This window comes from Neorhizobium sp. DAR64860/K0K1 (genome assembly GCF_050500205.1).
Classification (GTDB): domain Bacteria; phylum Pseudomonadota; class Alphaproteobacteria; order Rhizobiales; family Rhizobiaceae; genus Neorhizobium; species Neorhizobium soli.
The window spans coordinates 2,805,149-2,818,716 of record NZ_CP191459.1; the positions used below are offsets into that span (position 1 = coordinate 2,805,149).

Below are 13,568 nucleotides of genomic sequence, written 5' to 3' on the forward strand. Positions count from 1 at the left end.
CAATGAAACTTTTTCTCAGCGGCGGCTCAGGAATGGTCGGAAGGAATATTCTCGAGCATGCGTATGCTAGCCAACACACTATCCTCGCACCACGCCGGTCGGAACTCGACTTGCTGGATGGGGATGCGGTTGATGAATATCTGCTGAGGCACAAGCCAGATGCCGTGATTCACGCGGCAGGTACGGTTGGCGGAATCCAAGCCAATATAGCCGCGCCGGTCAGCTTTCTTAGCGACAATCTTAATATGGGTATGAACGTCTTGTTGGGCGCAAGACGGGCGGAGATCCCCAGATTGCTCAATATTGGTAGCTCATGCATGTATCCACGGATGGCGACCAACCCGCTTCGGGAAGAGACAATCCTGTCCGGCGAGTTGGAACCAACCAACGAGGGCTACGCAATCGCCAAAATTACGTGTGCTCGCCTTTGTGAGTACATCAACAAGGAAGTCCCCTCGTTTCTCTACAAGACGATCATACCCTGCAATCTATACGGCCGACATGACAAGTTCGATCCGAACAAATCGCACATGATACCTGCGGTCGTGCGGAAAATCTCCGAGGCTGTCGAGTCGAAGTCAAATATTGTAGACGTGTGGGGTAACGGCAAAGCCCGCCGGGAATTTATGTATGCCGGAGATTTGGCAGACTTTGTATTTGCTGCGATTACTCGCTTCGCCGACTTGCCTCAAAACATGAATGTCGGTCTCGGGTACGATCACAGTATTATGGACTACTACCGAACGATCGCGACGGCCTTGGGCTTCAGTGGCGAATTCGTTCATGATCTGTCAAAGCCTCAAGGGATGAACCAGAAGCTCGTCGACATTACTAGACTCGAGGCATTTGGCTGGAAGGCAACGACATCGCTTGAGAGCGGCATCGAGAAAACCTACAATTTTTACAAGAATGGAACCGTGCAATGATCGATCTAGCCCTGGCGACAGATACGTGGGACAGCGAAGAATTTTCGGCGATTCAGCGCGTTATCGACTCGCGTATGTTTTCGATGGGGCCGGAAGTTGCGGCCTATGAACGTCAATTCGCAGAATTTTTTGGCTCCAAACATGCCGTAATGGTAAGTTCGGGGTCGACCGCAAACCTGCTGATGGTTGCCGCCCCCTTCTTTACGAAGACCCCGAAATTTGAGAGGGGCGACGAAATCATCGTTCCCGCAGTATCGTGGTCAACCACGTACTATCCTTTTCACCAGTACGGGCTGAAACTGGTATTTGTCGACGTTGATCCGCATACGCTCAACCTCGATCTAACAAAGCTGTCAGCGGCGATAACGGAGCGGACAAAGGCTATTTGCCTTGTCAATTTGCTCGGAAACCCAAACGATTTCGCTTCGGTGAAGGCGATCATTGGAGCCCGAGACATCCTCGTGCTTGAAGATAATTGTGAGTCAATGGGTGCGACTTTCGAAGGGCGCCAAGCGGGCACATTTGGACTTATGGGTACATTCAGCTCGTTCTATTCGCATCATATTGCGACTATGGAAGGCGGCTGCATTGTTACGGACGACGAAGAGATCTACCACATACTCCTCAGTTTACGCGCTCATGGCTGGACGCGGAACTTGCCGAAATTCAACCACGTTACCGGCGAAAAGAGTGATGACGCATTCGAGGAGTCGTTCAGGTTCGTGCTCCCCGGCTACAATGTCCGCCCGCTGGAAATGAGCGGGGCTATTGGCAGGGCGCAGCTGAAAAAGCTACCTAGTTTTATCGAAAATCGAAAGCTTAACGGCCGCCATTTTCAGGAGATTTTCAGTAACCACCCGTTCCTTCACATTCAAGAGGAGACCGGAGACAGCAGTTGGTTCGGCTTTGCCATGACTGTTCGTCAGGACGCCGACATTGCTCGTATGGAGATCCTTCAGAGGCTTCGGGACAACAATGTTGACGTCAGGCCTATTGTCGCTGGTAACTTTGTCAAGAATCCTGTGATCAAATATTTTGATTATTCGGTTGCAGGAACCCTTGAGGCTGCCGAGCGTATCGACACTCACGGTTTCTTTATCGGCAACCAACAAGTTGATATCAGGGAAAAGTTGGACGCCGTGAGGGCGTTGCTGAGCTAAGGTCCAGTACGCGGGAGACAGTGATTTAGGGACTGAGACGTGACTTAGTTCCTAGATCTCGATTCATCGCCAAGTACGACCTACGCGGAGACCCTGGGAGTTCTTCCAGGCATATGCTTCGATCTGTTCCCGATGGTTTGTGGAAATTCAATTGGTTCGAGAGACCGGAAAACGCGACCGATGTGTTTACAGCTCGTGCGCGTGTCGGGGGCAGTGGTAAAATAGACACTATTTGCTTTGACGAAATACAGTGCGTATAGCGCACACGGCCCTGCGATGGACAATTTGTGATTCAGAGAATTGGAAGCGGTTTCATTTGACGAATTGACACGTCTCTCGCTGAGCAGAAGAGCGCATTCTGAGGAGCAAACGAAGGGCATCCTCGATCTCGATATAGCTTTTTGTGCTCGGGTCGAAATATTTTGGATACAAAATATAGGCTGCGGCAAATATTTGTTCGACTGAGAGTTTCCGCGTCCGCCTCCCATTCGGTTGACGGTCATCCGTCAGGCCCCATCCAGCGTAGAAAGGACAGCCTACAGTCGTCACTTCAATGCCGCGCAGAAGTGCCTCAAAGCCTGACAACGAGGTAATGGTATAGACGTGGTCGATCGTGTGAAAACTATCGGACAAACTTACATCTTGCGTCAGAATATTGGCAAGGCCGCGTACTTCATTCAAGTTGGATCCGACCGGCGCAATCCCGTTGAGTACCTCGGGATGCGGCTTGTAGATTATGTCGGCGTCCGGATTTTCCAGTCTTGCCAACCTGACGAGATCGTTGTTTGTAAATGGCTTCGAGCAACCGTAAGCGATCGATGCATCACGCTCGACTTGGCCAACGACCAGAACACGTTTCGCTGTCTTTGGTCCGTAGATCGTTTCAACATTTACGGAAGCGCCTGAATTGTATTTGCTCAATCCTCCGTCCAGCATTTGAGAAATTGCCGAGCGCGCCCGCATCATGAGGTCGGGATCCGCATCGAAGTCATACGACGCGAGGATACCCTCAAGATCTGTTGGGGTGGCTGCGGCAAAATACATGTCCTGCCGGTCAAATGCCAGAGACAGAGGCGGGACGCGAAGCGCACCTAAGTTAAGGGATCGGATGAAGCCGTCCTCAACGTGCGAAAAAGAGATGCCGTATTTCAAGCAAAAGCCCTTGAGCGGTTTGGGGCCATTGTACTGCCAGGTAAGAACTTCGGCCCGGGAATGTCGAAGAATGAGCCAACGCCAGTACAAGAAAAATTCGAGCGAATTGATTTTTGTTGGTGCGAAAATAACATCGTTGTCGGGAAACCAATCACGTATGAACGTTTTCCAACGGCTGAACCCGAACACATATAACGGGGGCCGCGCTTGGCGTTTCAATACCCTCTCGTACATGCTTGAAGCGACGACAAATGGATAACGGAGGAGAAGCCGTAAAAGGCGTCTTGGCTGCAATTTTGGCTCAACAACAGTCGACACGGAAGCCTCGCAAATTTCTGGCGATATCATGGCCACTCCATGTGGTGCGGCGGGCCACTGCACGGCGCTATTCAGCCGCCGCCCGCGCAAAATCGGATTGCGTATCAACGCCAATTTCAGACCTCCGAAGAGACTGAACTAAATCAAAGGCATCTTCGATTTCAATCAATCTCTGAGACACGGGATCCACGTAGACAGACATATCGATGCATGCCGCGTGAAACAGCTCTTCGGCGGTTCTCGTCTGGGTACGCCGGGCAATCGCCTGGCGGTCATCGGTCAGGCCCCAGCCCGAGTAGAAGGGCATTCCAAATGTTACGACTTTCTTGCCGCGTAGGAGCGCCTCGAAGCCCACCTGAGATGCGACCACGTAGACGATTGCGCACTGGTCCAGCACCTGCGTGATGTCGGCATCATCTGGGAGGATTTTTACACGTGCAGTCGAGGGAAGAATATTGCGGTCGGTTTTTACGTTGTCGGGATGGCGCTTGAAATACACTGTTGCTCCAGGATTCTCTCGGACAGCGGCAGCAACCATGTCGGTAATCGTACGCTTCTCGGCGCCACCGAATCTGATCGAAGCGTCATGCGGGGTCTGATCGATTGCGACAACGCTTCCCGGCTCCAGAACGATTTCCCGCCCCTTGCCTGAGTTTCGGTTGTATTTGGTCAGACTCTCGGTTCTGATGCGCTTTATCAACCTTTTGGCGCGGTCGATTTCTGCATCGCTCAAACGATAGGCGTTATCGTTCAGTTTGAGTTCGAGTCGCGATGGCTGTCGGGCATCGTAGTAGTAGCAAAGATCATCAAGAATATAACCGAATGGTCGCCTGCCGACGGTCGGCGCTTCCTTGTCGAAATACCCAGCGTAAGCTCCAAAGAAAGCGGCTTCGCCGAAGACGATTTCCCGGTCGAAACTTCCGGTCAGCAAGGCATCCCAGAAACCAGATGTTCGGATCGCCATGTGCAGCACAAGTGAGAAGTCGGCCTCGTAGGGGAGGACTTTCATGCCTACATTCGGCGTCTGGAAAATGAGCTTTATATTCTCGTGAAAGCCGCCCTCCAGATCGTCGTTAGGGGCATTAGCATAGACTTTGGCATTTCGCGGGATACTGCGAACGAAATCGGCGGCAGAAAACTTTTTGTCCCGCCTCAGTAGCCCGCGCATCGTCAGGAAGGTGTGCATCTGGATGAGAGACTGCTTTTCTGAAAGAACACGCAGTTCGTCAAAGGGCTTCTGTTTCCACAGCTTTCCGCCCTTCACGTTTCTGTCTAACCAGGTACGTGTACCCTTGGCTCTATAACCCTCAGTCAAGGCCTGTGAAAGTTTGTCGAGCCAAAGCGTTCGGTAAATCTTGTTTGATATCGAGCGCGTCCTCCGGCTCTTTGTTTTGGAAATCGGCCAGCTCGGCTCGAAAAATATATCATTGTATGTTGAAAGTCTGGCAAACCGATACCAGTCACGCCGCCTCGGATGAGCCCCACCATTCCAGGGCTTCATGGCGCCGTTGTAGTGGATGATGCTGGGCGACTTACGGCCCTCAGCAGCGTCTTCGGGACTAATCAATGCGCGACCACTCAAGTTGGAAGCGACCCAGTCGGGCTCAAACAGCTGCCCATGCATGTTCCACCGAATGTGGATGTATTTCATTCTTCCAGCGAATAGGTAGTTCAGGATCTGCTGATCGCCATGGAATATCAGATACCGATTTTGCTCGATATACGCAGATACCTCTTCGAGAAAGTCCATCGCGCGGATGGCTTTGATATTGCAAACGAGAACGCCAGCGTTCAGATTTACAGACGTTGGCGGGGTCTTGTAGGATTTGCGATGTGCGACGCTATTATAGTCCTCCGCTCCTGCAAATAGCGTTCTGTCGTCTAGGACAGTATCAAAAACCTCAGCGATATTACCCAAAATGATCATGTCGGAGTCGAGATACACGACTTTCTCCAGATCACTCGGCAAGACGAGGTGCATTCCTAGCCGAAAATACGTGGCGGCTGAGATGCCGCGGCTCGTCCGGACTGCTGAGAAGTCCTCGGCCGAGACCAAAAGTGGATAGATCTCGATATCGAACCGCTCGGCAATGCAGCTAAAGCGATTTGCGTCGTCTTCCGGCATCGGCCTGTCGACTAGAACAAACACCCGAAGTCTGCGGGCGTCTTTATAGTTTGCAGCTAGGGACGTCATCGCAACCGCAGTAATCGGCAGATACTCCTCGTCTGTTGCAAATACAACGTTGACGTAGCTGTCGTTATTCATTTGTTGCACCGCCCCCTGAACCTAGATTGCATACCTCCTGACTTAATGCATGTTCGATGACTGTATTGTGACACTAGATCCAGCTTCAGCAGCACGGACGCGCATGATTATTGCGGTTCCGTCAGAGTGGCTCCGTTTGCTGCGATCAACAGTCGTCTGGGCTGGTAGATGGGCTCGTCAAGCATTCGCAGCTGTCTGACGAAACCTATTGCCGCAACAGGGTGATCGAAGGGGCAGCCATCGAGCTGCGCTGGCGAGTACTCCCACCACCGGGTCTCCAACATTTCATCTATCAACTCAGGTTCAAACCGCTTACGGACCAACCGGCCCGGATTGCCGGCGACGATGGAATACGGTGGAACGTCTTTGGTCACGACCGCGTGGGCACCGATGATCGATCCTGTACCCACGGTGACGCCTGTGCGAATGAACGCCCCAACACCAACCCATACGTCGTGCTGGATAACGGTTTCTTTGATTGTCGTATGTGCCATACGCTTCCAATCACCTACAACGGTTGCCCAATTTGGGCGAAGATATTGGACAGGCGACGTACTGAGCCAATTCGTGGGATGCTCCGGATAGCCAATCTCTACACCTTCGGCGATAGAGCAGTATCGACCAATTCGGACATTGGTGAACCGTCCTTTGCCATTGATGTACGAAAACGCCCCGACGGAGAGAACGTCCCTCATCGAGGTTTTGACCTGGCAAGGGACTTCATAGGAGTTTCCGAATTGAAATTGGCTTTTCGGACTGAACTCAAGGTCTAGGCCAAAGCTTTTTAGCTCGTCGGCGGTAAACCGAGCGCCAAATTCGACGCGCTTAATGCTCATTTCGTACGGCCTCCGAAGCAACCGTCATCAAGGCCGCAAGACAGATCGCCAAGGCCGGCGTCGCCGCGGTCACCCTCGGGCCTCCTTCTCCCACTTGCGCTGTCGCCGACTTGTCCTGCCACGAGAACCCGCTCACTGCAGATGACCGAACCTGCTGTACAAGCAGATAAGCAGCTTCGATGTTGGAAGTGTAAAGTGGTAACCGCCCGGGATCATTGGAGTTTGGTATAAGCCAAAGAGTTTTATCCCGAACCTCTCCAGTCCGCTCATCCCTTATCAGCCTGTCAATCTTCCGCCAACCGATTGCCTGCGCAACCATCGCATCAAGTGGCCTCGATCCGAGACTTGCTTCACGGAGGAGATCGACAACGCTTTCGACGCGCATATTCAAGCCTAAACCTATATCAGTCCTAGGAAGCGTCTATGATAGTTTTGATACAGAAATACGACAGCGAGATGTGACGTAGCGCCGATGGCTACGAAGTCTGAAATAGAAATTTCAGAGCAGCGCAACTTAGTGCCATGGCCGGTGTTCGAGCTTGGCTGTACGGGCCGGAGCCAATCCGGGCACTTGCTGCACCGTCTTCCCAACTACAGCCTCCCGTGCTTTCCGGGGCAACGAATTTCGCGAGGGAATGCGCTGCCTCAAGATCTCCAGTGTAGTTTGGTATAGTTCCAGCTTTTCCGGAAGTCGGCTCAAACCAGATACCGCGCTCAATGATCCGGCCTTGGGGATCGCGGTCTTCGCGTATCTCGCGCCGCCATCCAATCGCTTCCGCAATTTGGCGGTCCAAAAGGCGCGACCCTTCTCTCGCCGTTTCCAAACTTGCAACTATCATCGGGATATCCAAAAACCAGCTCCAAAATGTCTGTCACAATTTCAAATGAGTGATCTCTGACGAACTCGTTTGTTTTTTAATTGCTTGTCCATGTTTAAGGCAAGGGACGAACCGTGACTAGGTGGCTGCGACCGATGCAAGACGCCTGTTGCACTAGATGATTATACCATTTCAGAAACTTAGGTATCCCGATCTATATGACGCTTTCTAGACAGGCGCGAGCCGCGAGGGACACACTGCGGCGGGAAAGAAGCTTAGGAGTAGTCCGGCGCTGCAACCGGCGACGGTCTGCATATTTGGTAGTCTGAGAGTCAACTCACGTTCTCCGTACAAGAGATTATCTTTGCGATAGCCAATCCGATCACTCAGCTTCGTCATTATAGATCCGTGGCCTTGGGCAAAAGAACCCAATTCCAAATCGTGATGGTGAGAGACGCGTCATAACGTCGGCGAATGGCCACTGCTCGTTGCCTCCACCTCCGTTGACAACTGTCCGCTGCCATCCGACAACAGACCCCGAACGGCAGCCACCGGGGGGACTTTTGATGTCTAGGCGCGCGATCTTCGGACTTTCCGCATTGTTGTTTTCGTCTCTCGTTCTGGCGCTGCCTCTGACTGCGGCGGAGCGGCGGATAGAGACCACGGCGGATGGGGACTATTCGGGTTTTGATCTGCGGACCGTCAAGAATGTCAGCCAGGGTCAGTGCGAAACCGCCTGTATCGGCGACAACCAGTGCCGCGCCTTTACCTATAATGTCAAAGCCAAGTGGTGCTTCCTCAAAACCGACCACGCTCAGCTCAATCCGTTTATAGGCGCGGTTGCCGGCAAGATCGTCGAAGTGGCGGCAGAGCCGGATATCGGAGCGGCGCCACGGCTCTCCTTTCTGACGGAAGAACTGCTTCAGCAGGCCCGCGAGCAGAAGGATGGCCTGACGCTTGGTGACAACCAGCAGGGCCGGGATGTCGAAAGACTGAAGACCGACGCGCAGGCCGAACTTCTCGCAGGCCGGTTCGATAACGCGATCTATAATTACAAGGGTGCCCTCTCGCTCACACCTGAAGATGGCGCGCTCTGGATCGAATTTGCCCGCGCCGCCTCCACTGCCAACGGCAACAGCTCTGCAGACGGCGATGCAACGCTTGGCGCCATCAACGGCTATCTTCTGACCCGAACGACCCAGGCAAGAGCCGATGCGCTTGCCGTTCTTGGCGCAGCGCTTGCCAAGCAGCAGGCTTACCGCCAGGCGATTTCCGCCTACAAGCAGAGCCTCGCGCTCGTCAGCGCCCGCATGGTGCAGGCTTCCTATAACGACCTTCGCGAGCGTCACGGGTTTCGCGTGACCGGCAACACGGTCGATGCAGACAGCGCCACTCCGCGCGCCTGCGTTCAGTTTTCCGATCCTCTGGTGAAGGCCGGCGTCGACTATGCGCCCTTCGTCACGCTGGATGGCAAGGCGCCGAAGGCGATGGAGGCAAAGGACAGCCAGATCTGCGTCGAGGGTCTGACCCACGGCCAGCGTTACAAGCTGTCGCTGCGGCGCGGCCTTCCCTCCTCCGTCGATGAACCGCTTCCAGCGCAGGTCGATCTCGACCTCTACGTGAAGGATCGTTCGCCTACGGTGCGGTTTACCGGCGACAGTTTCGTGCTGCCATCCACGGCCCGGCGTGGCATTCCGATCGTCTCGGTGAATACCGAAAAGGCCGCTCTCAAGCTCTACCGGATCGGCGACCGCAATATCGCGCCGCTTTTGACGGATTCGGAATTTTTGACCCAGATGAGCGGTTACACCGCCGACCGCATCGAGCAGGAAAACGGCGAACTCGTCTGGCAGGGCACGATCGATCTTGGGCCCGAAACCAACCGCGAACTCAACAAGGATGTGGCAACCAGTTTCCCGGTCGACGAGGCGCTGCCGAACCGCAAGCCCGGCGTCTATGTGCTGACCGCATCGGCCGCCAACGCCATTTCGCAGGAGTGGGATAACAAGGCGACCCAATGGTTCGTCGTTTCCGATATCGGGCTGACCACATATGCCGGCACCGACGGCCTCAGTGTGTTTGCCCGCTCGCTCGGTTCGGCCAAGCCGATTGCCGGCGTCGATCTGCAGCTTCTTGCCAAGAATAACGAAGTGCTCGGTACCGCAAAGACCGATGGCGATGGCCGTGCCACGTTTACGGCCGGCCTGATGCGCGGGACGGCGGCCATGGTGCCGGCGGTGCTGACGGCGCAAAACAGCGGCCAGGACTACGTGTTTCTCGACATGACCCGCGCCGGTTTCGATCTCTCCGATCGCGGCGTGACCGGCCGGCCGGCACCCGGCGCGATCGATCTCTTGCCCTGGACGGAACGCGGCATATACCGGCCGGGCGAGACGGTGCATGCAAGCGCCCTTGCCCGCAATGTGGATGCGACCGCGATCGACAACCTGCCGCTCACCTTCGTCTTCCTGCGCCCTGACGGCGTTGAGGATCGCCGCGTGGTGAAAACAGGCGCGCTCGGTGGCTATACGCTCGATCTCGCGCTGCAGGACACGTCCATGCGCGGGACCTGGACAATGCAGGTCTTTACCGATCCCAAAGGCTCGGCGATCGGCGAAAAGACGTTTCTGGTCGATGATTTCGTGCCCGATCGCATCGAGTTCGACATGACCAGCGCGGCGAAGGAAATCGTGGTCGGCGAACCCGCTACGGTCGAGATTGACGGACGTTTCCTCTATGGCGCACCGGCGGCGGGACTTGGCCTGGAAGGCGAGATCGCCCTCAAGCCGACCCGCGAAAACGCTGCCTTCCCGGGCTACCAGTTCGGCCTTGCAGACGAGGAACAGGCGGAAACCGTCCGCATTCCGCTCGAGGCCCTCGACGATACCGATGAAGACGGCAAGGCATCGTTTGCGGCTGATGTCGCGGAGCTTCCCTCGACCACCAAGCTGATCAATGCCGATATCGTCGTGCGCATGCAGGAAACCGGTGGCCGTGCCATCGAGCGGACACTGTCGCTACCCGTCAAGGCGGATGGACCGCGGATCGGCATCAAGCCGGAGTTTTCAGGTGACCTGCCCGAGGGCGCGGTCGGCAGTTTCAACGTCATCCTCGTGGACGAGACCGGAGCAAAGCAGGCCGCGAAAGGCTTGGCCTGGAAGCTGGTCAAGGTCGAGCAGGACTATCAGTGGTATCGCGAGGGGAGTTCCTGGCGCTATGAGCCGATCACCCGCACCAAGCAGGTCGCCAATGGCAGCGTCGACGTAACTGCCGACGGCGGCCGGATTTCGGTTCCGGTCGCTTGGGGCCGTTACCGCCTGGAAGTCGAGACGGTCGATGCCGGCGGCCCTGCCTCAAGCACCGAGTTCGATGCCGGCTGGTTCGTGACCGCCACGTCGACCGAGACGCCGGACGCGCTGGAAATCGCCCTCGACAAGCCGAGCTACAAGGTCGGCGACACAGCCAAGCTCAAGATTTCCTCGCGTTATGCCGGCGAACTGATGATCTTCGCAGGCTCCGAGCAGCTGATTGCGGTGAAGACGGCGAGCCTTTCAGAGACCGGCGGAGAGATCGAGATCCCGGTCACGGCCGAATGGGGAGCCGGTTCCTACGTGACCGCGACGCTCTACCGCCCGGGTGCGGCGCGTGAAAACCGTATGCCGATGCGGGCGATCGGCGTGACCTGGCTGAAGGTCGATCCGGAAGCGCGCGATCTCGCGGTCGCGATCACGGCACCGGATAAAACCTTGCCGCGCCAGCCATTGGATATCTCCGTGGCCGTAAACGGTGCCGGCGCCAACGAAGATGCCTATGTGACGATTGCAGCCGTCGATGTCGGCATTCTCAATCTTACCCGCTACGCGCCACCGGCGCCGGACGACTGGTATTTCGGCCAGCGCCGTCTCGGGCTCGAAATCCGTGACATCTACGGCCGGCTGATCGATGGCTCGCTCGGTGCCACGGGACGGCTGCGCACCGGCGGCGATGGTGGCAGCATCGCGCTGCAGGCGAGCCCGCCGAAGGAAAAGCTGGTCGCTTTCTTCTCGGGGCCGGTGAAGCTGGATGCAGAAGGCAAGGCGAATGTCTCCTTCGACATTCCCCAGTTCAACGGTACTGCCCGCGTCATGGCCGTCGCCTGGTCGAAATCCGGGGTCGGTCATGGGGTGAAAGACGTCATCATCCGCGATCCGATCGTCGTGACCGCCAGCCTGCCGCGCTTTCTTGCGCCGGGAGACGACAGCAACCTCAGACTGGACATTGTCAACACCGACGGACCCGCCGGCACCTATGATCTCGGCATTACGACAAACGACCCGGTTGCGGTCGGCCAGAGCGCGATCAAGCCGGTCGAACTGGCGGCCGGCGGAAAAACGAGTGTGACGCTGCCGCTGGTGGGAATCGGTCCCGGCGACGGCACTGTTTCGATCCGGGTCTCGAATGCTTCCGGCCTGTCGGTCGATCAGGTTCTCAACATCCCGGTTCGCCCGGCGGCCATGCCGGTGACGGAGCGCCGGCTGGTGGATCTGAAGCCCGGCGCAAGCGTAACGGTGGATTCCAACCTTCTTGCCGACAGCGTGCTTCAGGGCGCCTCGGTCAGCGTCAATGTCAGCCGCTCCAACGCGTTCGATATTCCGGCGCTGCTGATGAGCCTCGACCGCTATCCCTACGGCTGCGCCGAGCAGACGACAAGCCGGGCACTTCCGCTTCTCTATCTGAGCCAGATGGCAGTTCAGAACGGGCTTGCCGATGATGCCGAGGTCAAGAAGCGCGTGCAGGATGCGATCTTCCGAGCGCTCTCCTTCCAGGCATCGGCTGGCAGTTTCGGGCTTTGGGGACCTGATGGTGCGGGCACCGATCTCTGGCTGGACGCCTATATCACCGACTTCCTGTCGCGGGCTCGCGAACAGGGTTTCGACGTGCCTGAAAAGCCCCTCGTCCAGGCGCTTGAAAACCTGCAGAACACTCTGGCCTACACGACCAACGTCGCCGACCAGGGCAATCAGATTGCCTATGCGCTCTATGTGCTGGCGCGCAACCGCAAGGCTGCGATCAGCGACCTGCGCTATTATGCCGATACGATGCTCGGCGACTTCCCGACACCGCTTGCCAAGGCGCATATCGCCGCAGCACTTTCGCTCTACGGCGATGCCCAGCGTTCGCGCTCCATCTTCAACGATGCGCTGCAGATGTCGGAACAGGCGCAGATCGCGAAAGTCAGCCTTAGCCGTTCGGACTATGGCTCCTCGCTGCGCGACGGGGCAGCGGTTCTGGCGCTCGCCGCCGAAAGCCGGCCGGTGCCGCCGATCGTGCCGGCACTTGCCAATGTCGTTGCCAAGGAATGGGCGGCGAAGAAGCATACCAGCACGCAGGAACAGGCCTGGATGCTGCTGGCGGCCCGGGCCCTGCAGAACGGCGATGAGGGCCTGCGTCTCAGTGTCAACGGTGCTGCCCACATCGGTACGCTGATGTCGCAGATCGCGGGCGACGTGCTGCTCGACCATCCGCTGACGGTGCGCAACGACAGCAAGGATAAGCTGTCTGCGGCCATCACCACGGTTGCGGCCCCGGCACAGCCACTTGCCGCCGGCGGCGATGGTTTCGAGATAACCCGCACCTACTACACGATGGACGGCGAGGAGGCGAATGTCAGCACGGCGCAGCAGAACACGCGTTATGTCGTCGTTCTCAACGTCACGGAGACAAACGACTGGCCGTCTCGCATCGTCGTGACCGATCTCCTGCCGGCAGGTTTCGAGATCGACAATCCGAGCATCGTCAACAGCGCCAACCTTGCCAATTTCGACTGGATCGAAGAGGTGCAGGCCGCCCATACGGAGTTCCGCAACGACCGTTTCGTTGCAGCCTTCAACCGCGCAGAAGGTGACAACCGCAAGATCACGCTCGCCTATGTGGTGCGCGCCGTGACACCCGGCACCTACGATCATCCGGCGGCACAGGTGGATGACATGTACCGCCCGCAGCTTTCCGCAAGGACGGCGATGGGCAAGATGGAGGTTGTGGCGGCACCGTGAGAGACGACAGGCAGGTGTCTGCCGCCCTCCTCAACGGGCGGCATTTTGCACGGAGCGAAG

General features: G+C 56.6%; 6 protein-coding genes. 3 read left to right on the plus strand and 3 right to left on the minus strand.

The window, feature by feature from the left end:
• Positions 1-2: 2 nt before the first annotated feature.
• Positions 3-926, plus strand: a complete 924-nt coding sequence (locus ACQY1J_RS18175) for a GDP-L-fucose synthase family protein (protein WP_430250498.1) — start codon at positions 3-5, stop codon at positions 924-926.
• Positions 923-2,086, plus strand: coding sequence for a DegT/DnrJ/EryC1/StrS family aminotransferase (locus ACQY1J_RS18180; protein WP_430241022.1), 1,164 nt, complete (start codon positions 923-925; stop codon positions 2,084-2,086). The genes ACQY1J_RS18175 and ACQY1J_RS18180 overlap by 4 nt, the downstream gene beginning before the upstream one ends.
• 312 nt (positions 2,087-2,398) lie before the next feature.
• On the opposite strand, the gene ACQY1J_RS18185 is transcribed toward ACQY1J_RS18180, so the two are convergent.
• The 3 genes from ACQY1J_RS18185 to ACQY1J_RS18195 all read right to left on the minus strand — a co-directional run bounded on the left by ACQY1J_RS18185 (position 2,399) and on the right by ACQY1J_RS18195 (position 6,658).
• Entirely contained in the window at positions 2,399-3,472 is a 1,074-nt protein-coding gene (locus tag ACQY1J_RS18185) for a capsular polysaccharide biosynthesis protein (RefSeq protein ID WP_430251986.1), read from the minus strand.
• Positions 3,473-3,623: 151 nt separating this feature from the next.
• On the minus strand, positions 3,624-5,822 hold the full coding sequence (locus tag ACQY1J_RS18190; protein ID WP_430250499.1) for a glycosyltransferase: 2,199 nt from the start codon (positions 5,820-5,822) through the stop codon (positions 3,624-3,626).
• Between the two features lie 107 nt (positions 5,823-5,929).
• Positions 5,930-6,658, minus strand: coding sequence for a CatB-related O-acetyltransferase (locus tag ACQY1J_RS18195; RefSeq protein WP_430241024.1), 729 nt, complete (start codon positions 6,656-6,658; stop codon positions 5,930-5,932).
• Positions 6,659-8,042: 1,384 nt separating this feature from the next.
• On the opposite strand from ACQY1J_RS18195, the gene ACQY1J_RS18200 reads away from it, so the two are divergent.
• Entirely contained in the window at positions 8,043-13,508 is a 5,466-nt protein-coding gene (locus ACQY1J_RS18200; protein WP_430250500.1) for an alpha-2-macroglobulin family protein, read from the plus strand.
• The last annotated feature ends 60 nt before the right edge of the window (positions 13,509-13,568 follow it).